This is a genomic window from Brevibacterium sp. LS14 (assembly GCF_012027885.1).
GTDB classification, from domain to species: Bacteria; Actinomycetota; Actinomycetes; order Actinomycetales; family Brevibacteriaceae; genus Brevibacterium; species Brevibacterium casei.
The window spans coordinates 118,883-143,878 of sequence record NZ_SJXG01000056.1 but is presented as its reverse complement, the minus strand read 5'-3'; the positions used below and the strand labels follow the sequence as shown (position 1 = coordinate 143,878).

At 67.5% G+C, this 24,996-nt stretch carries 24 protein-coding genes; 10 read left to right on the top strand and 14 right to left on the bottom strand.

Translation table 11 applies throughout. From position 1 onward, the window contains the following. Nucleotides 1–2 precede the first annotated feature (2 nt). The 3 genes from EZE58_RS13350 to EZE58_RS13340 form a co-directional block, all read right to left on the bottom strand. Entirely contained in the window at nucleotides 3–1,253 is a 1,251-nt protein-coding gene (locus tag EZE58_RS13350; RefSeq protein ID WP_009377506.1) for a slipin family protein, read from the bottom strand. Nucleotides 1,254–1,355: 102 nt separating this feature from the next. Continuing rightward, nucleotides 1,356–2,213, bottom strand: a complete 858-nt coding sequence (locus EZE58_RS13345; RefSeq protein ID WP_009377505.1) for an aspartate/glutamate racemase family protein — start codon at nucleotides 2,211–2,213, stop codon at nucleotides 1,356–1,358. Continuing rightward, a complete protein-coding gene (locus tag EZE58_RS13340; protein WP_009377504.1) occupies nucleotides 2,210–2,827 on the bottom strand; it encodes an HAD domain-containing protein in 618 nt (205 codons plus the stop codon). The genes EZE58_RS13345 and EZE58_RS13340 overlap by 4 nt, the downstream gene beginning before the upstream one ends. A 100-nt stretch (nucleotides 2,828–2,927) precedes the next feature. Between EZE58_RS13340 and EZE58_RS13335 the strand changes: the two genes are divergently transcribed. Beyond that, complete coding sequence (locus EZE58_RS13335) at nucleotides 2,928–3,620, top strand: helix-turn-helix domain-containing protein (RefSeq protein WP_009377503.1); 693 nt, start codon at nucleotides 2,928–2,930, stop codon at nucleotides 3,618–3,620. A gap of 90 nt (nucleotides 3,621–3,710) precedes the next feature. On the opposite strand, the gene EZE58_RS13330 is transcribed toward EZE58_RS13335, so the two are convergent. Both EZE58_RS13330 and EZE58_RS13325 read right to left on the bottom strand, forming a co-directional pair. Beyond that, the gene (locus EZE58_RS13330) at nucleotides 3,711–4,043 is read right to left on the bottom strand and encodes a VOC family protein (protein WP_240941322.1); all 333 of its coding nucleotides are present in this window, start codon (nucleotides 4,041–4,043) and stop codon (nucleotides 3,711–3,713) included. Nucleotides 4,044–4,163: 120 nt separating this feature from the next. Beyond that, complete coding sequence (locus tag EZE58_RS13325) at nucleotides 4,164–4,577, bottom strand: thioesterase family protein (RefSeq protein WP_009377501.1); 414 nt, start codon at nucleotides 4,575–4,577, stop codon at nucleotides 4,164–4,166. A 75-nt stretch (nucleotides 4,578–4,652) separates the two neighbouring features. Between EZE58_RS13325 and EZE58_RS13320 the strand changes: the two genes are divergently transcribed. Both EZE58_RS13320 and EZE58_RS13315 read left to right on the top strand, forming a co-directional pair. Continuing rightward, nucleotides 4,653–5,834 (top strand): CaiB/BaiF CoA-transferase family protein, encoded by a 1,182-nt coding sequence (locus EZE58_RS13320; protein WP_009377500.1) that lies wholly within the window; start codon nucleotides 4,653–4,655, stop codon nucleotides 5,832–5,834. Nucleotides 5,835–5,932: 98 nt separating this feature from the next. Beyond that, entirely contained in the window at nucleotides 5,933–6,682 is a 750-nt protein-coding gene (locus EZE58_RS13315; protein WP_009377499.1) for an IclR family transcriptional regulator, read from the top strand. A gap of 76 nt (nucleotides 6,683–6,758) precedes the next feature. Here EZE58_RS13315 and EZE58_RS13310 read toward each other — a convergent pair whose 3' ends face one another. After that, nucleotides 6,759–7,619, bottom strand: coding sequence for a methylenetetrahydrofolate reductase (locus EZE58_RS13310; protein ID WP_009377498.1), 861 nt, complete (start codon nucleotides 7,617–7,619; stop codon nucleotides 6,759–6,761). 256 nt (nucleotides 7,620–7,875) lie between these two features. Here EZE58_RS13310 and EZE58_RS13305 point away from each other — a divergent pair, with 256 nt between their 5' ends. Continuing rightward, nucleotides 7,876–9,096, top strand: a complete 1,221-nt coding sequence (locus EZE58_RS13305; protein WP_009377497.1) for a glycine cleavage T C-terminal barrel domain-containing protein — start codon at nucleotides 7,876–7,878, stop codon at nucleotides 9,094–9,096. Nucleotides 9,097–9,403: 307 nt separating this feature from the next. Here EZE58_RS13305 and EZE58_RS13300 read toward each other — a convergent pair whose 3' ends face one another. Both EZE58_RS13300 and EZE58_RS13295 read right to left on the bottom strand, forming a co-directional pair. Further along, a complete protein-coding gene (locus EZE58_RS13300; RefSeq protein WP_040341571.1) occupies nucleotides 9,404–10,123 on the bottom strand; it encodes a class I SAM-dependent methyltransferase in 720 nt (239 codons plus the stop codon). Nucleotides 10,124–10,205: 82 nt separating this feature from the next. Beyond that, nucleotides 10,206–11,663 carry an APC family permease gene (locus EZE58_RS13295; protein WP_063248998.1) on the bottom strand — a complete coding sequence of 486 codons (1,458 nt, stop codon included), beginning with the start codon at nucleotides 11,661–11,663 and terminating at the stop codon, nucleotides 10,206–10,208. Nucleotides 11,664–11,856: 193 nt separating this feature from the next. On the opposite strand from EZE58_RS13295, the gene EZE58_RS13290 reads away from it, so the two are divergent. Both EZE58_RS13290 and EZE58_RS13285 read left to right on the top strand, forming a co-directional pair. After that, entirely contained in the window at nucleotides 11,857–13,158 is a 1,302-nt protein-coding gene (locus EZE58_RS13290) for a potassium transporter TrkG (RefSeq protein WP_232252546.1), read from the top strand. A 46-nt stretch (nucleotides 13,159–13,204) separates the two neighbouring features. Beyond that, nucleotides 13,205–13,939 carry a TrkA family potassium uptake protein gene (locus tag EZE58_RS13285; protein WP_009377494.1) on the top strand — a complete coding sequence of 245 codons (735 nt, stop codon included), beginning with the start codon at nucleotides 13,205–13,207 and terminating at the stop codon, nucleotides 13,937–13,939. Nucleotides 13,940–14,000: 61 nt separating this feature from the next. Here EZE58_RS13285 and EZE58_RS13280 read toward each other — a convergent pair whose 3' ends face one another. Then, nucleotides 14,001–14,834, bottom strand: coding sequence for a hypothetical protein (locus tag EZE58_RS13280; RefSeq protein WP_009377492.1), 834 nt, complete (start codon nucleotides 14,832–14,834; stop codon nucleotides 14,001–14,003). Further along, the gene (locus EZE58_RS13275) at nucleotides 14,835–15,830 is read right to left on the bottom strand and encodes an ATP-binding cassette domain-containing protein (protein WP_009377490.1); all 996 of its coding nucleotides are present in this window, start codon (nucleotides 15,828–15,830) and stop codon (nucleotides 14,835–14,837) included. A 67-nt stretch (nucleotides 15,831–15,897) separates the two neighbouring features. Between EZE58_RS13275 and EZE58_RS13270 the strand changes: the two genes are divergently transcribed. Further along, nucleotides 15,898–16,473, top strand: a complete 576-nt coding sequence (locus tag EZE58_RS13270) for a TetR/AcrR family transcriptional regulator (RefSeq protein WP_009377488.1) — start codon at nucleotides 15,898–15,900, stop codon at nucleotides 16,471–16,473. A 114-nt stretch (nucleotides 16,474–16,587) separates the two neighbouring features. Here the strand turns inward: EZE58_RS13270 and EZE58_RS13265 are convergent, their stop codons facing one another. Beyond that, nucleotides 16,588–16,884, bottom strand: coding sequence for an antibiotic biosynthesis monooxygenase (locus EZE58_RS13265; protein ID WP_009377486.1), 297 nt, complete (start codon nucleotides 16,882–16,884; stop codon nucleotides 16,588–16,590). A 749-nt stretch (nucleotides 16,885–17,633) separates the two neighbouring features. On the opposite strand from EZE58_RS13265, the gene EZE58_RS13260 reads away from it, so the two are divergent. Together EZE58_RS13260 and EZE58_RS13255 are read left to right on the top strand one after the other, a co-directional pair. After that, nucleotides 17,634–18,407: a hypothetical protein gene (locus EZE58_RS13260; protein ID WP_167560708.1), complete on the top strand. Its 774-nt coding sequence runs from the start codon at nucleotides 17,634–17,636 to the stop codon at nucleotides 18,405–18,407. 510 nt (nucleotides 18,408–18,917) lie between these two features. Next, nucleotides 18,918–19,403, top strand: coding sequence for a hypothetical protein (locus tag EZE58_RS13255; protein WP_009377482.1), 486 nt, complete (start codon nucleotides 18,918–18,920; stop codon nucleotides 19,401–19,403). A 387-nt stretch (nucleotides 19,404–19,790) separates the two neighbouring features. Here EZE58_RS13255 and fmdA read toward each other — a convergent pair whose 3' ends face one another. Beyond that, nucleotides 19,791–21,041 carry a formamidase gene (gene fmdA, locus EZE58_RS13250; protein ID WP_009377480.1) on the bottom strand — a complete coding sequence of 417 codons (1,251 nt, stop codon included), beginning with the start codon at nucleotides 21,039–21,041 and terminating at the stop codon, nucleotides 19,791–19,793. 695 nt (nucleotides 21,042–21,736) lie between these two features. Next, a complete protein-coding gene (locus EZE58_RS13240) occupies nucleotides 21,737–23,077 on the bottom strand; it encodes a site-specific DNA-methyltransferase (protein WP_009377473.1) in 1,341 nt (446 codons plus the stop codon). Between the two features lie 36 nt (nucleotides 23,078–23,113). On the opposite strand from EZE58_RS13240, the gene EZE58_RS13235 reads away from it, so the two are divergent. Beyond that, nucleotides 23,114–24,604: an FAD-dependent oxidoreductase gene (locus tag EZE58_RS13235; protein ID WP_205772275.1), complete on the top strand. Its 1,491-nt coding sequence runs from the start codon at nucleotides 23,114–23,116 to the stop codon at nucleotides 24,602–24,604. Between the two features lie 79 nt (nucleotides 24,605–24,683). Here the strand turns inward: EZE58_RS13235 and EZE58_RS13230 are convergent, their stop codons facing one another. Beyond that, nucleotides 24,684–24,965, bottom strand: a complete 282-nt coding sequence (locus EZE58_RS13230) for a hypothetical protein (protein WP_009377469.1) — start codon at nucleotides 24,963–24,965, stop codon at nucleotides 24,684–24,686. Nucleotides 24,966–24,996 lie beyond the last annotated feature (31 nt).

Below are 24,996 nucleotides of genomic sequence, written 5' to 3'. Positions count from 1 at the left end.
GCTCACGTCGGCTGCTTGCGCTCCCGATTGCGGGCGCTGCGGCGCTGGGTCCGCGGCGTGACTGTGGTGGGGATGCCCACCTCGGCGGGGCTGACCGCATGCCACGGTGTCCGCGGGCTCGACGCCGGCCCCATCGTCGCCGGCCGGGGGACGTCGGGGGTCTCCGGCATCTGCGGCGTCCCGGGCATCTGCGGGATGTCGGAGACGGGGACCTCTGGCTGCCCGGTCGGCCGGGCGGGCGGTGCCGGGCGGTCGGCGGAATCGTCGAGCCATGGCAGGTCGACGTCGAGTCCGTCGGTGCGCTCTTCGTCGGGCGCGGAATCCGCGAGCGCCCGGACGACCGAATCGAGGTCGTCGAGGGAGAGCTTCGCGGCCTCCATGAGGTGGGCCACATCGAGGTCGGGGACCGCCTCGGCGAGGCTGTCCGACCCGCCACCCTGCCGGGCACCCGCAGCACCCGCGGCACCCTGCCCGGATCCCGTTGCTCCCGCGGGTGACTGCGGGGTATTCGCCTCGAGGAACCGGAGGAGTTCGACGGGGAAGGGAAGGACGAGGGTCGAATTCCGCTCCGAGGCGACCTCGACGATCGTCTGGAGCAGGCGCAGCTGGAGGGCTGCCGGGGTGTCGGCCATGGCGCCCGCCGCCTGCGAGAGCTTGTTCGACGCCTGCAGCTCACCGTCGGCGATGATGATGCGTGAGCGGCGTTCGCGTTCGGCCTCGGCTTGGCGGGACATCGAGCGCTTCATCGCCTCGGGCAGGGCGACGTCCTTGATCTCGACGCGGTCGATGTGGATGCCCCAGTCGACGGCGGGACTGTCGATCATGATCGCCAGACCCTGGTTGAGGCGCTCCCGGTTGGTGAGCAGATCGTCGAGTTCGCTCTGCCCGATGATCGAGCGCAGCGAGGTCTGCGCGACCTGCCCGACGGCGAGATTGTAGTCCTCGACGTCGACGATCGCCTTCCGGGGGTCGACGACCTTGAAGTAGATGACCGCGTCGACCCGGACGGTGACATTGTCGCGGGTGATGCCGTCCTGTGCGGGGATCGGCATGGTGATGATCTGCATGCTCACGCGTTGGAGTCGATCGGCGAAGGGGATGATCGCGGTGAGCCCGGGCTCCTTCGCCTCGCCTCTGACTCGGCCGAGTCTGAAGAGCACTCCGCGTTCGTACTGCCGGATGATCTTGAGGCTGTTCGCGGCGGTGATGGCGCCGACGGCGACGAGACCGATGAGGATGTAGAGGAACAGCATCACGATCGCCTCCCCTGACGAATGCTGTCCTTACAACGCTAGCACCGGGAGGCGGATTTGCACCCGGCATCTGTGCAATCCTCGGCCGATTGCCGAGTTACCTCAAGATTCCTGCCGCTCCCGGGCGAGGAGGCGCCGACCTGCGGGGTAGGCGGCGAGTTCCGCGGGGAGGCGGACGCGTCGTCCTGAGGCGAAGGTTGCGAGGATCTCGCCGAGGCGGCCCTCCGTGCCGTCGTCGCCTTCGGTCCCAGCTCCGCCGGGAGCCGAATCGCCGGGCGCCTGCTGCCCGGCGGGAGCTGCCTGCCCGCCGGGTTCGAGTCCGATCCGGCGCAGGGTCTGCTTGGCGACGGGGACGGGGGAGTCGAAGAGGGTGATCGCGCCGGCGCGGGCCGCGGTGATCCGGTCGGCGACGAGACCGTAGTGCGTGCAGCCGAGGACGATCGTCTCCATCCCCGGGTCCATCTGTGACAGGGCCGCCTCGATCGCGGCGTCGATCGTGGTGACATCGGCGGCGTTGATCGCCTCGGCGAGTCCGGGGCAGGCGATCTGGGCGACGGAGAGGTCGCCGGCGAAGGTGTCGATGAGTGTGCGCTGGTAGGGGCTGCCGGTCGTCGCCGGGGTCGCCCACACCGCGAAGTCCTGCCCGGTGCCGGCGGCCATCTTCACCGCCGGGACCGTGCCGATGACGGGGATCGCCGGTTCGTAGCGGGCGCGCACCGCCTCGAGCGCCTGCACCGAGGCGGTGTTGCAGGCGATGACGATGGCGTCGGGTTCCCATTCGGCGAGCACGGCCGCCGAGGTGAGCACGCGCTCCTCGAGCGCCTGCGGGCTGAGGCTGCCGTACGGGGTGTGGTCGGGGTCCATCGCGAGCACGAGGTCGGCGTGCGGGGCGAGGTGGAAGAGCGCGTCAGCGGTGCCGAGGAGCCCGAGACCCGAGTCGAGGAGTCCGATGCGGGTCATGAGCGCTCGGTGTCCTCGTCAGAGGCGTCATCGTCGGCAGTCACCGGCTTCGAGCGCGGGTGCGCGAACTCCCTGATCTCCTTGAGATGCGCTTTGGTCAGACCGTGGGCGAAGTCGGGGGCGATGATCTTCAGGCGCTGCGCCGAGTACCTCTCCGTGAAGTACTGCCTGGTCACAGGGGCGGCGAGATCGTCGTCGATCCACACCGCGCGCTGGTGGCCGTGCGAGTCGAGCCACTCCTCCATGGCGCGGGCCTTCCACCACTTCTCGGGGTCGTTCGCGTAGCGGTTGTGCGTGTCATCGGGCATCTCGATGACGTCGAAGGAGTTGCGCAGACCGAACTTCGGTTCGAGCTCGGTCTTGCACCGCCTCGACCACGTCGAGAGCCAGACGACGTCGACCTCGTGGGTCTCGACGAGGCGGTCGAAGAACTCGATGACCGCGGGCCGGTAGTGGAGTTCGAAGTCCCAGGCCTGCAGCTTCTTCCGGCCTTCGGTCATGAGACGCAGCTGCGGGACGGGGTAGGAGTTGAGGACGCCGTCGACGTCGAGGAAGACGGTGACATGGCGGGCCTGCCGACGCGCCGAGACCGGCGACGAGGATGCAGCTGCCATCGTTCCTTCCTGAGAGCGGCGGGGGCGACCGGCTAGTCTGAGCCCAGGTCGACGTTCGATCCCAGGATACCGCCCACCAGCCGAGAGGAGTCGGGTCGGGATGTACCGGGAGATCCGCATTCACCGGCTCCACGCCGTCCTCTGGGTCAACGCGCCCGAGGCCGTCGATGCCCAGCCTTCGACGGCGACGATCACCCCCGACGGGTGCATGGATCTCCTCGCCACCGGCTCCGGGGTCGTCATCGCCGGTGCCGACACCGCGGCGCGGACCGTGCCCGCGACCGGGGAGACGATCGCGGGCCTGCGCTTCGATTCGGGGGTGCTGCCGCAGCTGCTCGCGACATCGGCGGCGGAGCTGGCGGATCGTCTCACCCCGCTCGCCGAGGTGGCCCCACCTAAGCGGGTGCGTATCCCCGGTGCCCGCCTCGCCGAGGCGACCTCACCGAGCGTGCGCGTCCGGTCCCTCCTCGGGCTCGCCGAGGATCTTCTCGCGCGAACCGAGATCGATCGTCGCCCGCTCGCGCTCGCCGACGCCCTCGCCGCCCGTGGTGACGGTTCCTCGGTGAGCATCGCCGAGGCGGCCGCCGACTTCGCGTACTCGCCCAGGCAGCTGAGGAGGCTCTCGGCGCAGTGGTACGGATACGGGCCGAAGCATCTCGCGAAGATCCTGCGGTGGCGGCGGGCCCGGGCCCTCATCGACGCAGGACTCACCCGCACCGAGGCCGCGGCGCGGTCGGGGTACTCCGATGCCGCGCACCTGTGGCGCGAGGAGCGGGCGCTGCTGGGGCGATGATCCGGTCGGCGGTGACGCCGTTCAGCTCAGGGCGGCGAAGAGGTCGACCGTGTTGCCGTCCGGGTCGGCGATGACGGCGTAGCGCTGACCTCAGAAGGCATCCCACGGTTCCTTCACGGGTTGAGCGACCGGGGCGGACCCAGCCCCCGGCGATGTGAGCTGGACGAACGTCGCATCGACCGCCTCGGCGCTGGAGCAGTCGAAGGCCAGGGCCATGACATGTCCACCGGTCGGCCGTGTCCATGCCGGGTCGATGCTCAGCATGACGGCCTCGGTGTCGAGGAGGAGGCGGATGGTGCCGGTCGAGAACTCCGTATGCGGAGCCTCCGGCCCGCCGTCGGTGAGGTCGAGGCCGAGCGCGGTGTAGAAATCCACTGCCCGGGCCATGTCTGCGGTGACGATCGAGATCGCGTCGAGTTTCATGGCCTCAGCCTAGGGCGGGGAACCGGTGCGGGCATGAACGAAACGGCCATCCTCGGCGGGGTGCGCCGGCAGGGTTTGCCTTCGGGGTTCGCCTCCGGGTTTCGCTGGGGTAGACGTGCCCTATTCGCTCAGGCCGTCCTCGATCGCGAGGTAGGGCTCGAAGACGGCGCGGATCTCATCGGTGAGCGGGGTCGGGCGCCCGGTCCGACGGTCGATGTGGACGAGGACGACGTCGGAGTCGAAGACCTTCCTCCCGCTCTGCTCGCCGATCGTATTCACCGTGAACGACGAGGTGCCGATGCGCTTGACGCTCACCGTGAGCCTGAGTTCGGGGCCGTACATGACGGGGATGAGATAGTCGATCGACTGGTGGGCGACGAGGAGCCCGCCGCCGGTGATGTGGGTGGCCTTCTCCTCGTGGAGCCAGCGCACGCGGCACTCCTCGATGAGCGTGATCATCCGCGCGTTGTTGACGTGCCCGAGCAGATCCTGGTCGGACCAGCGCACCTCGGGAGAGTACTCGAATGTCTTCACGCCGCACCGCTTCCGTTGTCGAAACTGATCGAACGTTCTACAGTAAATCAGGATGGGCCGAGGAAAGGGAAATCGATGACGATGCCACCGGAGACGGGCACGAGGAGCGCGCCGACGACGGCGACGGACCCGACCGCCTCGGCGTCGGACTCGGGGATGCTCGATGGGGTCCGCGTCCTCGACCTCGGCGGCATCGGGCCGGGTCCGTTCGCGACGATGATGCTCGCCGACCTCGGTGCCGAGGTCATCCGCCTCGACCCGCCTCAGGCCACGGGGGAGGCGATGAACCCCGTCCTCGACCGCGGGAAGAAGTCCGTCATCGCCGACCTCAAGACGTCTGAGGGAATCGCGCTCGCCCGGGCCATCGCTGGGCGTTCGGACATCGTCATCGAGGGCTTCCGGCCGGGTGCTGCCGAACGCCTCGGCCTCGGACCGGGCGACCTCCAGGCGCTCAACCCCGCCCTCGTCTACGGGCGGATCACCGGCTACGGGCAGGACGGGCCGAAGGCGCAGAAGGCCGGCCACGACCTCGGCTACATCGCCTCGACGGGTCTCCTCGCGCAGCTCGGGCGCGCGGACGGTCCGCCCCAGTTCCCGGCCAACCTCCTCGGCGACTTCGGAGGCGGGGGCATGCTCCTCGTCGTCGGCGTCCTCTCCGGGCTCACGAGGGCGCGGGCGAGTGGCGAGGGCACGGTCGTCGATGCGGCGATGATCGACGGCGCGAACCTCCTCTATGCGATGATGCACGGCTTCGCCGCGATGGGCCTGTGGCGCCACGACGCCCGGGGCCACAACCTCCTCGACTCCGGGGCCCCGTTCTACGACGTCTATCCCACCGCCGACGGTCGCCACCTCTCCGTCGCGTGCATCGAGCGGCCCTTCTTCAACGAGTTCGTCCGAGCTCTCGGCCTCGAGGACGAGCTTCCCGAACCGCTCGAGTCCCTCGACCACTGGCAGCCGCAGCACTGGCCGGCCCTGCGCGCGATCATCGCCCCGGCGATCGCTGCGCGCTCCCTGACCGAACTCGAGACCCTCTTCGCCGACCGTGACGCGTGCGTCGAACCTGTCCTCACGATGGCCGAGGCGAAGGCCGATGCCCACAACGTCGCGCGCGGGCTCTTCGCCCCCGACGCCGACGGCGTCGACCAGCCCGCCCCCGCGCCCCGGTTCGCAGGCGCTGGGACCGGGCGGTCGCCTCGGCGGGCACCGCGGATCGGGGACGACACCGCCGAGGTGATCGCAGGTCTCGACCGATGACGACCACGACCCGCCCCGTCCGGACGGTGCGGTAGGGTGAGGGGCGCCGGAGCGCTGAGGCGCGGACGGCTGAACTTTCCCCGACGGAGCTGAGCAGTATGAGCAATGGGACGCAGTCGATCGACCGGGCGGCAGAGATCCTCTCCCTCGTCGTCACCGCGGACGAGCCGATCTCGTACACCGACGTCGTCGAGGCGACGTCGCTGGCCCGATCGACGGTCTCGCGGCTGCTGTCCGCGCTCGAGCGCAACGGCCTCGTCGAACGCAACTCCGCCGGCCTCTACCGCGGGGGATCCCTCTTCGCGACGTACGCCTCCCGCTTCGACCGGGTCGAGACCCTCGTCGCCGCCGCCGACCCGATCCTCCAGCGGGTGAGCGAGGAGACGGGGGAGACCGTCAACCTCGCCGTGCCGAGCTCGAACGCGGTCGTCCAGGTCGCGCAGGTCGATTCGACCTTCGTCCTCGGGGCGACGAACTGGGCCGACGTCACCGTGCCCGCGCACGCCTCGGCGCTGGGGAAGGTGATGTATGCGTTCGGCGCCATTCCCGTGCCCACCGGCCGGCTCGAACGCCTCACCCAGCGGACGCTGGGGTCGCGCAGGGAGCTCATGTCCGACCTCGCCGAGGTGCGCGACCGGGGCTTCGCCGTCGTCCACGAGGAGTTCGAACCGGGCCTCGACGCGCTCGCCGCGCCCGTGTTCGGCACCGACGACCAGGTCGTCGCGGCCGTCGGCATCTCCGGACCGACGATGCGCATCGCCGAGAACCACGACCGGTTCGGCGAACTCCTCGTCGCCGAATCCGGTCTGCTCTCCCGCAGCCTCAAACGCAAGGTCAGCAGCCGGTAGGTCGGTCTCGTCCGCTCTACGCTCTGCTGACGTTATCTAGAATTATCGTGTACTGATAAACCTAGACATCTCCGACTCAGGAGACGATCGACGAGGAGTCGGGGTCACCGAGGAGTTCGAGCTGCTTGCGCCGCCACGCCTCGGTGTCCTTGACCTGGTTGAAGGTGTAGATGTGGAGGCCGGAGACGTCCATGTACGGGTCGGCGAGGACAGGGGAGAGGCGGTCGAGGAACTTCCGCGGGTTGTAGCCGCCGGGCCGAGCCATGCGGGTGAAGGTTCCGGTGTTCTTGCGGAGGAAGCGCGTCGACTCACCGACGCCGATCTTCGCGGCGACCTTGGCGAGCTTGGCGAGCTCGACCTTGCCGGGGATGCCGAGGATGAGGGGCAGTTCGATGCCGCGGGCGCGGACGCGGGCGAGCCACGTGCTCACGACCCCGGGATCGAAGCAGAGGTTGGAGACGATGTGGGTTGCGTAGTCGCGTTTGTCCCACATCGCCTGGACGGTGACGTCGTCGGGGATGAGCGGGTGCGATTCGGGGTACGCGCTCACCCCGATCCGTGAGATCGGGGGCGCCATGCTCGTGAGGTCGACGAGGAGGTCGAGGGCGCTCGCATATCCGCCGGCCGGTGGGGTGGCGTCGCCGGCGGGGACGAAGATCGTGTCGATCCCGGCGTGTCCGATGCGGTCGATGATCTCCGTCAGTTCGGTCCGACCCTGGACCATGCGAGCGGCGATGTGGGGGACGGCGTCGTAGCCGAGGGCCTGGAGCTGCTCGGCCGTGGACAGGGTCGCATCGAGGCCCAGCCCGGCCGATGCGGTGACGGTGATCGTCCGACCTGGGGCGACGTGGTCGGTGATGCGGTCGATGATGCCTGAGGTCGGCAGGATCTCGTAGCGCGCGGAAGTGAGCAGCGAGCCCAGTGCAGAGGCAGACAACAGTGTCTCCTTCCAGCAAGGCAACGTGTGGTGAAGATCGGTTGCGATCCCCCGGCTGAAATTTCCGGCCGGATGTCCTTGCGTCTTCTGTGCCGTCGATTCTACACTCAAACCACCCATAATATGGGAATTGAGTTCCATAATATAGAACTGTGTATGCAGGGGGAACACCATGGACAATAACGTTCCATCCGTTGATCAGAGCGACAGAGCCGTCCCGATCAACCTGAGACAGTCCGGCCCGACCCCAGTGGAAATGCTCATCGACACCCGGGTGCGCAAGTCCCCGTACTGGGAGCTGTCCATGCAGCAGGGCTGCTGGAGGGCCTCGATCTACAACCGCATGTACCACCCGCGCGGCTACATCCCTCGTGAAGAGGGCGGAATGATGGCCGAGTACCAGCCCCTCGTCAATGACGTCACCCTGTGGAACGTCGCCGTCGAGCGGCAGATCCAAGTCAAGGGACCCGACGCCGAGGCGTTCGTCGACTACGTCATCACACGGGATGCGACGAAGATCCCGGTGATGCGAGCCCGGTACGTCATCCTGTGCAACGAGGCGGGAGGGATCCTCAACGACCCGATCCTCCTGCGCGTGGCGGTCGACGAGTTCTGGTTCAGCCTCTCCGACTCCGATCTCATGCTCTGGCTCCAGGGCGTCAACGTCGGCAAGAAGTTCGACGTGACGATCCGGGAGATCGATGTCGCGCCGGTGCAGGTGCAGGGACCGAAGTCCGTCGACGTCATCGCCGGCCTCGTCGGCGAGGAGGCGCGCGAACTGCCGAGCTACGGGCTCATGGACGCCCAGGTCGGCGGCCACGACGTCATCATCTCCCAGACCGGGTTCACCGGCGAGAAGGGGTATGAGATCTACCTCAAGGACGCGACGAAGTACGCCGAGGACATGTGGAATGCCGTGCTCGCCGCCGGCGTGCCCTACAACCTCCGGGTCGTCGCGCCGAGCCACCACAGGCGGATCGCCGCAGGCATCCTCTCATGGGGCCAGGACATGGACTTCGAGACCTATCCGTTCCAGGTCAACCTCGGCTATCAGGTGCCGCGGAAAAAGGAGGCCGACTACATCGGCAAGGAGAGGCTCGAACAGGTCCGTTCCGAGATCGAAGCAGGCAAGCCGCCATACAAGACGCAGCTCGTCGGGCTCGTCGTCGGCGGCAAGCCGATCACCGACTACGCGCCGGACTTCTGGCTCGTCAGCGACACTCCGGACGGTGAGGCTGTCGGCTACGTGACCTCGCCGTGGTACTCGCCGGAGCTCGAGTCGAACATCGCGATGGCCCACGTCCCCGTCGCGCAGGCCGAGCTCGGCACCGAGTTCTGGGTGCATCTGCCCGAGCCGTACGCGGACACTCCCGGTGAGCCCGTGCGCGCCGAGGTGGTGGAGATGCCGTTCCGCCCGAGCGTCAACCCCAACCAGCGCGAGCGCCTCAAGGTCAAGGGCCTCGACGCGGCCATCTGAGCGGCCGCCCTCCGATCCGGGCGCGGTCACTGTGCGAGAAGCCGGTGGCCGCGTTCGCATGTCCGGACGGGTTCGTGGCAGTGCGCACCCTCAGCGCCGAAACCTCCTGTTGCACGGGGATGATTAGCCGCTCCGGGTGGCGGGCGCCCGCGAGCCGTGACACGTCACCCCCGCAGCGCCACGTCCTACCGTAAGCGCCACGTCGCACCCGGACGCTTAAATCGCCCCTGTGGCTCGGCACCCCGCACCTGTAGCGCCGAAACCTCCCGTTGCTCGGGGATGATTTGCCGCTGCGGGTGCCGGTGCCTCACCGGGCGGGCTTCGTCCACGCGAGCGTGTATCGGAACCCCACCCGATGCCGGAAGTCCGCGCCGGGCAGGTGACGGCGGGCCGCCTCGGCGACCTGGTCGAACGTCGTCGTCGGATCGGTGACGGGGAACGGATCGGACTGGCCTCCAGCGGATCCGGGCCGCCGCAGGTCCCCTCGCCGAGGCGGGAGATTCTTCGCGATCCCGATGACCGGATTCGTCACCGCCGAGATCCCCTCCCACAGGTAGTCGCGGGGCGTGGCCGAGAGCGCGAGGCCGACGACGAGGAGCCGACCGCCGGGAGAGAGGAGGCGGGCCACCTCGGCGAGGGTCTCGTCGACATCGACGTGGTGGAGGGCGGCGACCATCGTCACCAGGTCGACCGGCTGCGCTTCGGTCTCCGGGCCGAGATCGGGAAGCTGCGCATCGTCGACGGCGACGTTGTCCAGCCCTGCACAGCGAGCTCGCGCGTCGGCGCGCATCTGCGCCGAGGTGTCGGTGCCGTGGACGTGTCGGAACTCCTCGGCGAGTTGCGCGAGGAGTTCACCCTGCCCGCATCCCAGGTCGATCGCCCCGCGCCTGCGGGCGGGCAGATTCGCACGGATCCAGGGGTGGAAGTGGTCGTTGTGGCTCCACGGGAACCGGTCGTTGAGACGGTCGAGGGCGGGGGTTGCCCGATCGAGGATCCGAATCGCCCGCTCCGTCATCCGCGATCTCATGCGCCCGCCTCGGCGCCCGGCCGACCCGCCGCCTCGGCGACCGACGCGCCAAGCCCGCCGGACTGAACGGAACCCGTCGGACTCACTGCCGCTGGGACCGGGACTTGACCTTGGCGAGGAGTTCCGCCTCGGCGTTGGGGCCGGCCTTGACCCCACCGGGGAGGCGGAGCATGAAGATGATGCCGACGAGGAGCCAGGCAGCGAACATCGCCCACGACTGCCAGGCGAGCTGCGCGGAGAACGGGGTGATGGGAATGTAGAGGATGAAGAGGACGAGCGTGAGGACGGCGGCGATGACGCCGATGACCATACCGCCGCCCCCGGCCCCGCCGATGCGCAGCGGACGGGCCATGTCGGGTTCGTTCTTCCGCAGGACGATGAAGGCGATGCTCACGAGGAAGTAGGCGATGACGATCGCCGGCGACCCGGCGTCGACGATCCAGCCCAGCGCCGCGGCGCCGAGGAACGGAGCGAGCGCGGAGAGGATGCCGATGAAGATGATCGAGTTGACCGGGGTGCGGTACTTCGGGTGGAGCTTGCCGAACCATGCGGGGATCATCCCGGCCACAGCCATCGCCCACATCAGCCGCGAGGATCCCATGAGGAACGCGTTCCACGAGGTGATGATGCCGGCAAGGCCGCCGGCGATGACGATCTTGCCCCAGACGTCCGAGCCGAACATCGCCGAGAGCGCATCGGCGGTGACGAGGTCGTGGGCGGTGAGCTCGGAGGCGGGGATCGCGAGCGAGGTCATCCAGATGATGACGATGTAGAAGGCGATCGCCATGAGCACCGAGATGACGACGATCTTGCCGATCTTCCGCGCCGGCAGGTTGATCTCCTCCGCCGACTGCGGGATGACGTCGAAGCCGACGAAGAGGAACGGGACGACGGCGACGACGCCGATGAACCCGGCAGCACCGCCGGTGAAGAGCGGCTCGGTGTTCGCCGGGTCACCGCCGACGAGGCCGCCGGTGAGCAGGAGGAGGGCGACGATGATGAGGAACGAGACGACGAAGGTCTGGACCAGGGAGGCCAGCCGCACGCCTCGGATGTTGATCCACGCGATGACGATCGCGGTGACCGTGCCGATGAGGGCCCACGTGAGGTAGACGTCGGTGTCGGCGATCGTCCACAGCTTGATGTACTCGAGGTCGGGGAAGAGGTAGAGCGCGGTCCGCGGCACGGCGACGGCTTCGAACATGACGACGCTGATGTATCCGCCGGTGATCGCCCACGAGCCGAAGAGGGAGATCTTCGGGCCCATCGCCCGGATGAGGTAGTTGTGCTCGCCGCCGGCGTGCGGCATCGCGGCGACGAGTTCGGAGTACACGGTGCCGACGAAGCACATGATGATGCCGCCGACGGCGAACGCGAGGATCGCCCCCAGGGTCCCCGCCCCGGTGAGCCATTCCCCGGTGAGGACCACCCAGCCGAAGCCGATCATCGCGCCGAAGCCGATGAACAGGGCGTCGACGGTGCCGAGCGCCTTGACGAAGCCGTGGCCCCGGTCGTCCGTCTCTGCCTGCTGAGTGCTCATGGCGTCTCCCTCATCGTGTGCCGCTGACCCCGCCGAGGTGGCCGACAGTGGCCCTTGCCCGTCCCCGTGGGTACATGCACAGTAGCAGGATTCTGGGAGTTTACTCGGTGGTAGTTGAGGGATTTCGGGGCCTGATCGCGGCAGGTGCTAGATTTCCTCTGTGCAGAGCACACATCGAAATGCAATCGTCCGCGTGGTGCTGGGTTACCTGACGGCGTTGGTCGTCGGGACCGGTCTGCTCATGACCCCCGCCGCGACCGTGGCGCCGGGCGGGATCTCCCTGCTGTCCGGACTCTTCACCGCCACCTCGGCGCTCAGCGTCACCGGACTCGTCGTCCTCGACACCGGTCAGGACTTCACGTTCTTCGGCCAGATCGTCATCCTCAGCCTCATCCAGGTCGGCGGCCTCGGCGTCCTCCTCCTCACGACGCTGCTCGCCCTCGTCGTCGCGGGCCGGGCGGGCCTGCGCCTGCGCCAGTCGGTGGCCTCGGAGACGAAGAGCTCGGGGATCGGCGGGATCAAGCCGATGGTCCTGCGCATCATCGCGCTCACCCTCACCACCGAGGCGATCGTCGCCGTCCTCCTCTACCTGCGGTTCCGGTTCTTCTACGGCGACCCCGTCGGCGAGGCCGTCTGGAGTGCGATCTTCCATTCGATCTCCGCATTCAACAACGCCGGTTTCGGTCTCAACGCCGACAGTCTCATGGCCTACGTCGCCGACCCGTTCGTCACCGGTCCGATCGCGCTCGCCGTCATCCTCGGCGGACTCGGCTATCCCGTGCTCATCGAGCTCTTCCGCAAGTACCGCTTCCCGCTGACGTGGAACATGACGACGCGTGCGGTCGTCGTCGTCACCCCGATCCTCCTTCTCACGGGCACCGTCTTCATCGCCGCGATCGAATGGACCAACCCGGCCACGCTCGGTGCCCTCGACTGGTGGGGGAAGATCCAGGCGGCGTCGTTCCAGTCGACGATCACCCGCACGGCCGGCTTCAACTCGATCGACATCTCTCAGATGCACCCGGCGTCGTGGTTCGGCATGGATATCCTCATGTTCATCGGCGGCGGTCCCGCCGGCACCGCCGGCGGCGTGAAGATCACGACCTTCGTCGTCCTCGCCGCGATGACGTGGACCGAGGTCAGCGGCGGCCGGGCGGTCAATCTCTTCGGCCGCCGCGTCTCCCGTTCGGTGCACCGTCAGGCGACGACGGTCATCGTCCTCGCCCTCGGCCTCATCGTCGTCTCGACGATGGCGATCATGCTCAACGCCCCGGACCTGCGCTTCGACCGGATCCTCTTCGAGGTCGTCTCCGCGTTCGGCACCGTGGGCCTGTCCACCGGCATCACCGCGCAGCTGCCCGCCTTCAGCCAGGCCGTCCTCATCGTCACGATGATCTTCGGTCGCCTCGGACCTGTCACCGTCGCCTCGGCGCTGGCTCTGCGCTCCCGGCCGATCCGCTACGAACTGCCCAAGGAGCGCCCGCTCATCGGCTGACCGGCGTTGTCAACCGTGAACTGTGACCACGTGAAAGGACACTGACATGAACGAGAAGTCCTGGCTCGCCCGTCCGGCGGCCTTCTTCGCCGGCGATGCCAAGCCGATGGCCGAAGCCGGTGCCGTCGCCGTCATCGGCCTGGGCCGGTTCGGCGGCTCGCTTGCGGTCGAGCTCGCCAAGCACGGCGTCGACGTCATCGGCATCGACAGCGACGAAGCCGTCGTCGCCGAGTACGCCGACAAGCTCGCGCACGTCTCCCGGGCCGATGCCACCGACGAGGAGGTGCTGCGTCAGCTCGGCATCGATGACGTCAGCCGCGTCGTCATCGCCATCGGCAGCGACCTCGAGGCGAGCATCCTCGCCGCTTCGCGCATCCTCAAGCTCGGCAACCGGCACATCTGGGCGAAGGCGATCAGCGAGACGCACGCGGAGATCCTCCACCAGCTCGGCATCCGCAACGTCGTCCGCCCTGAGAACGACATGGGTCGGAGGTTGGCCCACCTCATCCGCGGGCACATCTCCGACTTCCTGCCCATCGACGAGGACTTCGTCCTCGCCCGCACGACCCCGCCGGTCAGGGTCTCCGACGTGCCGCTGGCCTCCCTCGGCGTGCGTGCCGCGTACGGCGTGACGATCGTCGCCGTCAAGCGCGCCGGCGGGTCGACGTGGGACATCGCCGACCGGGACATGACGGTCTACGCAGACGACGAGATCCTCATCGCCGGCCATCCCCGCGAAGTCGAGGCCTTCAGTGAACTCGACAAGGACAGCGACGGGTGAGCAGGCCGGTCTGCGCGGGGGCGGCGTTCGCGATGGGGCTGAGCGGCCCGCGATGTGGGTATCAGAAATCCCGACGACGCAGTCGCCAGGCTGCCGCCGCCCATCCGACGGCCACCCACGCAGTGAGGACGACGACCGCTGGGACGACGCCGAGGTTCTCGGCCGATCCCACCTCGGCGGCACCGCTGATCGTGTGAACTGCCGCCAGCGGCAGCAGGGGTTGAACGAGCACAGCGAGCGCGGACGGCAGCCACGATGCCAGCGTCGATGCCACGATGAGCCCGAGGGCTCCCAGCAGCCCGGCGGCCAGAGAACCGGCGGCTGCGGCGATGAAGACCGCGAGCACCGCGAACTCGACCGGCATGAGGATGCTGCCGAGAAGGAGACGGACATGATCGGGGGCAGTCGCCTCGGCGAGGGTGACTGACCATGGCGCTCCCGTGACAGCGGCGGCGAACCCGACGGCGACGAGGGTGACCGCGGCGGCGGTGAGCAGCGCGGCACCGGCTGAGACACCGGCGGCGACCACCGCCTTCGCTGTGATCACCACGGAGCGGCGAGGCAGACGGACGAGCGCCTCGGTGATCGCTCCTGTGCGGAACTCGATGCCGACGAACCACGACGCCAGGACGATGAGGACGATGGCGGCGACGTCAAGCCCGAGCACGCTGGCCGAGAGGACATCGACCACTTCGGCGTCGGCGAGAGCGGTGCCCCGGGTGACGGGAAAACTGAGGATGAGCACGGCTGCGGCCACGGTGCCGAGGATGACTGCGGCTGCGGTGAGTCGTCGTGCGGTGGGCAGACTGCGGAACTTCACCCATTCGGAGCCGAGGACGTCACGCAGTCGTCCTGCGGATGCGGGTTCGGTGGCTGGCAGGGTCAGGGACGGCATTCAGCTCTCCTCGGTCGCGGGCTCGGTACGGTTCGTCAGCTGGAGGAAGATGTCCTCGAGGCCGGGATCGACGGTGCGCAGCTCGTCGAGCTCGATCTCGAGACGGATGCTGTCGCGGTGGACGTCTCGCGGCCTCGCGCCGGCGATGAGTGCTGTGGTGCCGCCGTCGGTGACGGTGACCGTGCGCCCGGCGGCACGTTGGCTCGCGATGAGCGGATCGAGCTCGGGCCCAGTGACCGAGACGCCCCGGTGGGTGTGCGACCGGAGTTCGTCGAGGGCGACGTCGGCGACGAGCCGGCCTCTGCCGATGATGATGACGTGGTCGGCGGTGAGTTCCATCTCCGAGAGGAGGTGGCTGGAGAAGAAGACGGTGCGTCCGGTGGCGGCGAAGTCCTGAAGGAACGTTCGCAGCCAGGTGATGCCTTCGGGGTCGAGGCCGTTGAGCGGCTCATCGAGGATGAGCACCTCGGGGTCGGCGAGCACGGCGGCCGCGAGACCGAGGCGCTGCCGCATGCCGAGGGAGAGGTGGACGATGCGCCTCTTCCGCGCGGAGGCAAGGCCCACACGGTCGAGGAGCTCGGAGATTCGTCGGCCGCGGCGCGCGGCGGAGATGCCGGAGATTCTGGCGATCGCGTCGAGATGAGCCTCTGCGGTGAGTCCGGGCAGCATCCTTTCGGTCGTCAGCAGGGACCCGGCGGCAACTGCGGGTGCCGAGTGCTCGGCGAGGCGGCGACCTCCGATGAGAGCTGTCCCGGAGTCCGGAGTCGTGAGACCGAGGATCATCTGCAGAGTCGTCGACTTCCCGGCTCCGTTCGGTCCGAGGAATCCGGTGACGTGTCGGGGAGTGACATCGAAGTCGAGTCCGTCGACGACGCGTGAGCGGCCGAAGCTCTTCGTCAGTCCTCGGACGCTGATGCCCTCTGTGAGGGGCGATCGGTGAGAGGCGGACGAGCCCGGAGCGTCCTGCAGCGGACTCTGCTTTTGAAATATGTTCATACTGTAATAATGATGCAAGTTATACATATTGTAAAGATGCAAGTTGGGCATATTGTAAAATGGCGGCATGCCGAAGATCGTCGATCACGCCGCCCGACGCACAGAGATCGTCCATGGGCTGTGGCAGGTCATCTACACCCGCGGCATCGACGCCGTGACCTTCAGGTCTGTCGCCGATGCCGCGGGGATCTCCATCGGTCGGGTCCAGCACTACTTCCCCTCACGCGAGGGGCTCATCCTCGAGGGATGCAGGCAGCTGGTCGCGAGCGCCGACCTCGGCGGCAGTGATGATGCGAAGGATCGGGTCGCTGAGCTCACCGAGTTCCTCCACGCCTTCATTCCGAGCGGCGAGGCGATGAGGATGGGCGCATCCGTCTGGTTCACCTATGTCGCGAAGGCGGTCGGCGACCCGGACATCGCCGAGATCGTCGTCGCCAATGATCGCAGGACGGAGGAGGCGGCGACGGCGAAGGTGGAGCGAGCACGCGCGCAGGGCGACGGGTCGGTGCTGTCGGTTGCCGATGTCGCAGTGCGTCTTGTCGCACTCGCCAAGGGGCTGGCCCAGGACGTCATGCTCGACGTCCGCTCGCCGGCCTCGGCCTATCGGATCCTCGATGACGAAGTCGAACGGGTCGTGTCGTAAGCGGCTCGGCAGTGACGACTCAGGCGACCGGGTGGAAACCCGGTCGCCTGAGATGAGAAAGGAAGCGCCCCGTTGCGGGATGGGTCGCTGCGAGGCTGCACAGTCGTTGACCGTTCAGTCGCCGAGGTCGACGACCTCGAACTCGAGGAGTTCGGCACCCGTCGACACGGGCTCCTTGCCGGTCGACTCGTGCGAGGACTTGCGGTTGGCCTTCCAGTTCTCGAAGTCCTCCTTCGTCGCCCACTGGGTGTAGACGAAGTAGCGGTCGCCGCCGGCCGTGGGTCGCAGCAGCTGGAAGCCTTCGAAGCCCGGGGCATTGTCGACCGAGTGCTTGCGCGCGGCGAAGCGCTTCTCGAGCTCGGGTCCCGCGTTCTCAGGGACGGTGAGGGTGTTGATGGCGACGACCGACATGTCTTCTCCTTGGGTGATCGACGGTGTGGCTGCTGTCGCCTCCGAGACTACGACCGCACCCTGGGCCGGAGCTGGGCTGTCCGCATGCGATCGCGGTGCGTCTCGCCGCCGTAGGGTACCGGGCGGAGTGCGCTGACTCTCCGGGGGCGGCGCGAAACCGGGCCGCTGACGCGGCGCTCAAGCGAAATCGAGGACGCTCAGTGTCGATATCGGCGCGCCGAATCGACACTCCGCGTCCTCGACTCGGCGGGTGGTCGACACTGAATGCAACGGGGGAGGCCCGGCTTCCCACGCCGAACCTCCCCAGTGGAGTCACCCTCGCGGTCGGGGCCGCAGGAGCGGTAGACAAGGCCGCGCCCGACCGCCACGAGAGGTGTGGGGCGATCTACCTCGTGACTCCATGCGACCGGTTCCTCCACCGGCCCGTGCTCATACAAGGGGCTGCGGCCTCGGCGTCGTTCCCGATCGCGTGACCAGCCTAACACATTTGATCGGATTGCGGTATTGTTGTTCGTGTTGTCATGATTTATAATGCAGTTCCAATTGTTCCTGTGAAGTTAACTCCTGCGCTTGTATGCAGCTTGAGGCTGTCCTCGTCTGTAGTTTGTCAGTACACTCATGAGCAGAAGAAGAGAGGGCATTCGTGATGTCAGCCGCGACGACATTACCGAGGGCTATAACTATCCACAAACGTAGGGGTGAATGCGATGGCAGGACGACCACGAGCGCGACGCCGGGGCGACATTGAGGTGACACCCCCGCGAGTCCAAAGAGTCTCCGCGGAATCCCTCGAAATCGCTGAGGACATCGCCAACGAGCCAGGACGTCGCCGTCTCAACACCCCGGTCCTCAAGAGCTTCATCCGCGTCGACGGCGACCTCAGCCCCTTCCGGCGGATCTACGCCGGCGGTCGCTCAGGTGTGGTCGCGGCCAAGCTCTACCTCGCCCTGCTGTGGAAGGCCAGCCAAGAACCCTACTCGGTGCGCAACGTCACCGCCCGCTCATGGGCCATGCTGCTCGACCTCGACGACCCCGATGGCAACGGCGCCCGCCGAATCTCCGCAGCGTTGAAGAAACTCGAAGACCTCGACTTCCTCACCCTCACCCCTGTCCCCGGATACCCGCCCACCATCACCCTCCTCACCGAGCGCGGCACCGGGCAGCCGTACCTCCCGGCCCCCGAAGTGCATCGCGCCGACCCGGACAACATCTACTTCAAGATCGCAATGTCAATTTGGACCGAAGGGTATATGCAGGCACTCACCGGCCCCGGACTGGCCATGTATCTCATCCTCGCCGGCGAACAGGCCTATTCGAAACCGCAGTACTTCTCAACCGAGCAGTTCCCGAGATGGTTCGGCATCTCGCCCCGAACCCGCGCCGCCGGCACCAAGGATCTCGAGGAACTTCACCTCCTCAAGGTAGTGCGCGAGGAAGTGAAGCCCCCTCGAGGCCAACGCGCTGTCGGCAAACGCAGAGTCCGCAAGGTCTACCGACTCATCGGCCCCGCGGAACCCAGGTAACCGGGATCTCTTTCAATGGTCGTGGTTCGCCTACGCTTGTGTGTAGTGCGAGAACGACCGTTCTCGGCCCTCCACCACGGAAGGGAGGCTGGCGGTGAGAGGAAGTGGAACTCGCAGTTGCAAAACCCTTATGCGAAACACTTGTGGTTCAAAACTTGGCCCTACACGCTGTTGCAACAGTACAGTTGTGTAGAGCCCAGAGGCACTCGCCCCTCGGTGGAGGTGCTTACCACGAAACAGATCGTCCACGATCCCTTTCCCTTCGAGCCGAAGTTGACCATCGATCTCACAGGATTTTGTCCTTATCGGTACTGACGCGCGGCGGTGGCAAAACTCACATGACAGGAATTTCGCTCCTCGCGCGAACAAAGTCCGGTGCGGCTTTTCCGCGTCTCGATGTCCTCCGTGGACCGAGGATTATGCAGCTCATGCTAGTCAGGAGAGCGCTCGGCGCATTCATTCAGGTTTTCGGGCTGTTGTTCTGCGCGGACCAACGGAGAAGGATTCGTGATGACCGAAAAGACCCCTGAAATCGACCCAGCCTTCGTCACCGCCGCTCGCCGGCAACTCGACCGCATCCGCTGGCGCCGCGAAATCGATCGCGCCTATCGAGGCGGAGAGCGCGCCGAAGCGATCGCAGATCGTCTCGGTGAGTCCGTGGACACCATCATCTCGGAGATCCGCAAACTGGAACGTCGGCCCAACGCCCTCGTGCGGACTCCGAAGGAGGTCATCGACGAATACGTTGTGGGGGAGCGGAGCCGAGACGATCTCGTCGCCACACTCAGCTCCTGGCCTTACACGTACGGGCAACTCGGAGTCAATGACGGTGTCGACATTCTTACCTCAGATGCCTGGGACCGCGGCACCTGGGACGACGTCAAATCGGCCCGCGCGAGCCACGTCATCGACGACGAGACCTTCGCACTGATCGCCCGCGCCGCTGACTTGCCCGCCGCAGTTTTTCCCTACTGGGTGAACGGTCCCACCCAGTAAGAACCGACTTGAAATCGACCGTCGTTTCTTAATTCGAGCAGTTCCACCCCGAACTTAAGGCTCGAGCCCGCAACTTCATCTCCGCTCAAAGCGCCCTCGAATACGAGATTAACGACGACAATGTGCACCGTTACCAGGAGGGAGGCAAGCCGGGCAGGCCATCGTCTTGCTCCCCGCCGCGGTTCCCGGTACCGGAGAACCATCCTCATCAGCTCCCCAGCATGCCGTGATGGCAACGGGCTATCGCGGATCTCAACGGCGTCGCTCGAGTCACTATCAATCGCGTCGCCAACGCCGCGGAAATACGCAATGTATGCCCCTGTTCAGGCGCAAGCTACCTCTGTGCCTGCCCGTCCCCTGATACCGCGCGCAGCACCCGCGACCCGCTCAGAACGTCGAGTGCGGCGCCCCCTGCCCGGGATCGATCTGCACGGGGCCGCCAGCGCCGGGGGTGACGTCGAAGTCGAACATCGCCGTCGGCAGATAGACGGTCGCGCACGAGTTCGGGATGTCGACGACGCCGGAGAACCGTCCCTCGATCGGTGCCGCGCCGAGGAGTAGGTACGCCTGTGCCGCGCTGTAGCCGAACTTCGTCAGGTAGTCGATGGCGTGGAGGCAGGCGCGCTGGTAGGCGAGCTGTGAGTCGAGGTAGCGCTGCTCGCCGTCGAGGGTGACCGAGGTGCCGGAGAACGCGAGCCACTCCGAATACTGCGGATCGGTGTTGCCCGGCTGGAAGATCGCGTTCTCGCTCACCCCGTACGTGTCCATGCCGCCCTTGATGATCTCGACGCGGAAGTCGATGAACCCGCCCATCTCGATCGCCCCGCAGAACGTGATCTCGCCGTCGCCCTGGCTGAAGTGGAGGTCGCCGACGGAGAAGTTCGCCCCGTCGACGAACACCGGATAGAACACCCGAGTGCCCTTCGTGAGGTTCTTGATGTCCTGGTTGCCGCCGTTCTCGCGTGGGGGAGCGGTGCGCGCGCCCTCCTCGGCGACCCGGTCGAAATCCTCACCGGTGAGCGATCCGAGGATCGCACCGTTGGGCTCCGGCGGCAGCGCGAGCGGGGGTTCGCGGTCGGGGTCGGTGGCGATGAGCGCGGCCTCGCGGGTGTTCCACGTTCCGAGCAGGTCCGCACTCGGCGCGGTGCCCATGAGGCCGGGGTGGATGATTCCGGTGAACGAGACGTGCGGGACGTGGCGGGAGGTCGCGGTCCCGCCGCTGAAGTCCCAGATCGCCTTGTACGCGTCGGGGAACTGGTCGACGAGGAACGAGCCGCCGTTCTGCTTTGCGAAGATGCCTGTGTAGCCCCACCCCTGACCGGCGAGCGGACCCTCCTCCTGCGGGATCGGCCCGACGTCGAGGATGTCGACGATGAGGAGGTCGCCCGGCTTCGCTCCCTCGACGGCGATCGGTCCCGAGAGCGCATGGACGATGTCCACCGGGGCATCGCGGACGTCATCGGCGCTGTCGTCGTTCTTGATGAAGCCGTCGAACCATTCGCGGCAGTCGACGCGGAAGGACTGTCCCGGCTTGACGTGGACGGCGGCGGGGATGTCGGGGTGCCACCGGTTGTGGCCGACGATCTTCTGGTCGGTGAAGGGCTTGGTCGAATCGAGCGGGAAGACGACGTCGGGCATGGCACTTCCTTTCCTCTGGGGTGTCCGCGGTCGCGGTCGACCGCGGGGATGGTGCGGGCAGTGCAGGTGGAGCGGGTGGTGCGGTTCAGCGGGCAGAACGGGCGGAGTGAGTCGTGCTGGTCGTGCGGGCGGGGCTGGCGGTGCGGGTCGTGCAGGTGGAGGTGCGGTTCGGCTAGGCGCGCGGAAGCTTTGCGTGCCGAGGATCGCGGCTGACCTTCTGGCGCCGACGGCTCGAACCGGGAAGGCGTGAGACCACGGCGGGAGACTCGGCGGAGCGTTCCGTGGATTCGATGAGTCGCTTCGCCTGCGATGATCCGGCGCCGAGGTGGGGCGACCCGACGATCGACCGTGCACTGCCGCCGCAGCCGGGGCAGGGGATGGAACCGGGTTTGTCGGCCATCGGATAGGCACGCTCGGAGTCACCGCACGCGTCGCAGCGGAAGAGATACGTGGGCACTGCACCACCCCTGTCATCAGCGTCGGAGGAATCTCATTCTGTCAGTGTGATCGCCATCACGGAAGAGGTGTGGGGCAAATCCCTGCGCGATCGCGGGCGGTCGCGGTCGCGCCTGCCCTCGTGCGCTTCTGGGCTGCGGAGAGTCGGCTGCGCCGGGAAGGTGGACGCTCAGTGTCGATTCCGGCGCCACGAATCGACACTCCGCGACCTGAACTCGCTGGGTGCCCGCGCCTGCGGCTCAGGCCTCTGCGGCGGGCGGGTCCGCGACGGCCACCTCGGTGAAGGTGAGGCCGGGTGCCGAGGCATCGGCGGCGCGGCGGATGCGTTCGGCGGTGAGCTCGCTGATCGTCGCGAACTCGGGGCGGGCACTGTCTGCGTCGCTTCCGCTCGCAGCACGCACGTCTGCCTCACCCTGACGACCCCCGTTCCCGTTGACCCAAGCACCCGCAGCACCCGCACCTCCCCGAGTCCCGCGCCCGCCGCGCAGCTCCTCCGGCGTCTGGATGAGGATGAAGGACCGCTGCCCGTCGTCGCGGCGGTTGGCCTCCATCACCGCCTGCGCGGTCGTCCCGGATCCGGCGAAGAAATCGAGGACGATCGCCGTGGGGTCGAAGAAGGTCTGCGCGGTGATGAGCGTCTTGACGAGTTCGACGGGCTTCGGATACCCGAACACACCGCCGAGCCCGAGGTCCTCGAGGTCGTTCTGCCCGCCGAGCGCCTTGATGATCGAGTAGAGCTTCGAACTCGCGAGTTCGTACGGCGTCACCCGCACGACCGCGTGCTTGCCCGGCCCCCACGGGCGGAGGACGAACTCGCCCGACGCCAGCTTCGCGTCCACCTCGGCGAGCTTCTTCTCTCCTTTGACCGCGAGAATGTCCTCGTACATGAGCCGCCGCTCCGACCCCCGCGCATAGCGGCCGAAGCTCGCGCGCAGGACGTCGGTCTCGACGAGCATCTTGCGCCCGTCGATGACCTCGACCTTCGCCGGCGCCTTCTTCTCGGTGAGGAACGTCCCCGCGGACCGGGCGTCCTTGCCCCACACGTGGATGTAGTCGTGCCCGCGGACGAACGACGGCGAGTTGCCCCCGCCCTTCGCGCGCTGGTGGATGAGGGTGCCGAGCGAGTTCGCCTCCCCGAAGACCTCGTGCCCGAGCAGCTGCGCCCACGCGCTCTCCCCGTCGTCGAGGTGGAGGTAGAGCACCCCGTCATCGCGCATGAGCTCGCGCGCGAGCATGAGACGCGGCGCCATGAAGTCGAGCCAGCTGTCGTGGTCGTGCCCGCGGTCGCGGTACGCGTGCGCATTGCCCGTGTTGTACGGCGGATCGATGTAGACGACCTTGACCCGCCCCCGATGCGTGGCGAGCAGGCTCTGCAGGCCGGGCAGATTGTCCCCGACGATGAGGAGGTTCTCGTCCGGATCCGGCACGACCGACCGTGGCCCGGCTGTCTTCGCACTCGGATCCATCCCCTCGCCGAGGCGGCCGCCGGCAGCCGTGAATCCCGGACCGGCCGTGGCGGCCAGTTCGCGTCCGAGGGTGAGCGACTTCTCCTTGCCGGGCCAGCTCAGAGCGGTCGCCATCTTCTCCAACTCCCTCGACGATGCCAAGATTGCTGTATGAGTATTTCACGAGTGGCAGTCGTCGGCGCAGGCATCATCGGTGTGGCGCTCGCCCGCGAGATCACCCGTCAGCTCCCCGACGCCGAGGTCACGGTCTTCGACCGCGGGCCGGGAATCGCCACGGCGCAGAGCGGTCACACCGCGGGCATCGTCCATGCCGGTCTCGACGCCGAGCCCGGATCCCTCGACGCGACGCTCGCCCGCCGCGGGCTCGAACTCCTCATCCCCTACCTCGTCGGGCAGGGACTCGCCTACCGGGAGTGCGGGCAGCTCGTCGTCGCGCAGAACACCGACGAGGTCGACCGCCTCGACGACCTGCTCACCAGGGCGAAAGCGAACGACGTGCCCGGGGTGCGCATGGTCGATCGGGCCGAGATGCGCGAGATCGAACCGGCCGCCAGGGGAGTCCAGGCTCTCTACTCGCCGCACACCGCGATCACCGACTTCGAGGCCGTCGCCGAGGCGCTCGCCTCCGAGGTCCGCGACGCAGGCGGCCGCTTCCGCTTCCTCACCGAGGTCACCGGCATCGACGCGCTGAGCAACGAGGTGCGCATCCGCACCCGCGCCGTCAGCCCCAAGGACGACTCGGGAGCGTCAAGCGAGTCCGGCTATTCGACCGACCTCGTCGTCGAATCGGACTCCGATGTCGACGGGGAGGTCCACGACCGTCCCCGCACCTACCGCGGCGGTGAGGACGAGGCCGTCGCCGATGTGTCGGCACGGGGCGGTCTGCGCGGTCGCCTCGGCGATGAGCTGCGCACCCGGTTCGGTGACAAGGACTGGTTCAAGCAGGCCGAGGACCGGATCGACGGGTGGTCCGATCGTAACCGTCCCACCGGCGCCGAGGTGGATGCCGGCACCTTCGACCTCGTCCTCGTCGCCGTGGGACTCCAGTCCGATCGACTCGCCGTGGCGTCCGGGCTCTCCGCCGATCCGCGCATCGTTCCGTTCTCGACGACGTATTCGCGACTCGTTGCTCCCGCCGCCGAGGCGGTCCACGGCATCATCTCGTCCGTGCCCGACCCGGAGGAGCCGTTCGAGGAGACCGTGCTCGCCCGGACCGTCACCGGTGGGCTGCTGCTCGGGCCGAACACGCACATCGCGCTCGGTCGCAGCGACAGTTCGGTCGGCGACATCGACCTCGGCGACCTCGGTGCCTCGTTCGGATTCTCCGGGTTCTGGAAGTTCGCGAAGCGCAACGTCCGTTCGGCCGCGGAGGGAGTCCGGTCGGCGGCGAGCACCTCGGCGTTCGTCGAGCGGATCAGGAAGTACGCCCCCGACCTCGACACCGCGGGGATGGCTGCCGGACCCAAGGGAGTCAGCGGCCAGGCGATCGATGGCAAGGGCGAGCTCGTCACCGGGCTCGTCGTCACCGCCCGCGGACGGCTCACTCAGGTGCGGAACACCCCGCGGGCCGGAGCCACCTCGGCGCTGGCGATCGCCGAGCACGTCGTCACCGCGGCCCTGAAGTCCGCGGGGAGACGGTGAGGCTTGGCGGCTCGCTGAAGTCAGCGGAGAGGACAGGGGACACAGCGGTCGGTCGCTGAGGTCGGCCGAATCGAACGGACTATCGCTCAGGATCTCCGGCGGAACGCTTCCTCAGCGACGAGTCCTTCTTCTGGGTCGAATAGACATAGGTGAGGACAAGCCCGGACACGATCGGAACGACGATGAGGCTTGGCAGGATTCGGGTGAAGGCCTCGCCCATCTCGCCGGTGAGGAATCCGAGGATCGGCCACATCACGATGGGCACGGCGGAGATTTCGACCCATGTGAGGACGAAGTCCGTGCGAGTCTGCGGACGCTCTGTGAAGAATCTGCGGATCGCGCTCTTCTCCGACGACGGCACTGCTCAACCTCCCACGTTTCTCAACCTCACG

What these genes read in the sequence shown, in the direction of transcription:
- EZE58_RS13285 (WP_009377494.1), top strand. Translation starts at nt 13,205, where the DNA reads ATGAACGAGAAGTCCTGGCTCGCCCGTCCGGCGGCCTTCTTCGCCGGC.
- EZE58_RS13280 (WP_009377492.1), bottom strand. Translation starts at nt 14,834, where the DNA reads ATGCCGTCCCTGACCCTGCCAGCCACCGAACCCGCATCCGCAGGACGA.
- EZE58_RS13240 (WP_009377473.1), bottom strand. Translation starts at nt 23,077, where the DNA reads ATGGCGACCGCTCTGAGCTGGCCCGGCAAGGAGAAGTCGCTCACCCTC.
- EZE58_RS13335 (WP_009377503.1), top strand. Translation starts at nt 2,928, where the DNA reads ATGTACCGGGAGATCCGCATTCACCGGCTCCACGCCGTCCTCTGGGTC.
- EZE58_RS13295 (WP_063248998.1), bottom strand. Translation starts at nt 11,663, where the DNA reads ATGAGCACTCAGCAGGCAGAGACGGACGACCGGGGCCACGGCTTCGTC.
- EZE58_RS13255 (WP_009377482.1), top strand. Translation starts at nt 18,918, where the DNA reads ATGACCGAAAAGACCCCTGAAATCGACCCAGCCTTCGTCACCGCCGCT.
- EZE58_RS13275 (WP_009377490.1), bottom strand. Translation starts at nt 15,830, where the DNA reads ATGAACATATTTCAAAAGCAGAGTCCGCTGCAGGACGCTCCGGGCTCG.
- EZE58_RS13300 (WP_040341571.1), bottom strand. Translation starts at nt 10,123, where the DNA reads ATGAGATCGCGGATGACGGAGCGGGCGATTCGGATCCTCGATCGGGCA.
- EZE58_RS13265 (WP_009377486.1), bottom strand. Translation starts at nt 16,884, where the DNA reads ATGTCGGTCGTCGCCATCAACACCCTCACCGTCCCTGAGAACGCGGGA.
- EZE58_RS13320 (WP_009377500.1), top strand. Translation starts at nt 4,653, where the DNA reads ATGACGATGCCACCGGAGACGGGCACGAGGAGCGCGCCGACGACGGCG.
- EZE58_RS13235 (WP_205772275.1), top strand. Translation starts at nt 23,114, where the DNA reads ATGAGTATTTCACGAGTGGCAGTCGTCGGCGCAGGCATCATCGGTGTG.
- EZE58_RS13315 (WP_009377499.1), top strand. Translation starts at nt 5,933, where the DNA reads ATGAGCAATGGGACGCAGTCGATCGACCGGGCGGCAGAGATCCTCTCC.
- EZE58_RS13340 (WP_009377504.1), bottom strand. Translation starts at nt 2,827, where the DNA reads ATGGCAGCTGCATCCTCGTCGCCGGTCTCGGCGCGTCGGCAGGCCCGC.
- EZE58_RS13305 (WP_009377497.1), top strand. Translation starts at nt 7,876, where the DNA reads ATGCTCATCGACACCCGGGTGCGCAAGTCCCCGTACTGGGAGCTGTCC.
- EZE58_RS13270 (WP_009377488.1), top strand. Translation starts at nt 15,898, where the DNA reads ATGCCGAAGATCGTCGATCACGCCGCCCGACGCACAGAGATCGTCCAT.
- EZE58_RS13350 (WP_009377506.1), bottom strand. Translation starts at nt 1,253, where the DNA reads ATGCTGTTCCTCTACATCCTCATCGGTCTCGTCGCCGTCGGCGCCATC.
- EZE58_RS13330 (WP_240941322.1), bottom strand. Translation starts at nt 4,043, where the DNA reads ATGAAACTCGACGCGATCTCGATCGTCACCGCAGACATGGCCCGGGCA.
- fmdA (WP_009377480.1), bottom strand. Translation starts at nt 21,041, where the DNA reads ATGCCCGACGTCGTCTTCCCGCTCGATTCGACCAAGCCCTTCACCGAC.
- EZE58_RS13345 (WP_009377505.1), bottom strand. Translation starts at nt 2,213, where the DNA reads ATGACCCGCATCGGACTCCTCGACTCGGGTCTCGGGCTCCTCGGCACC.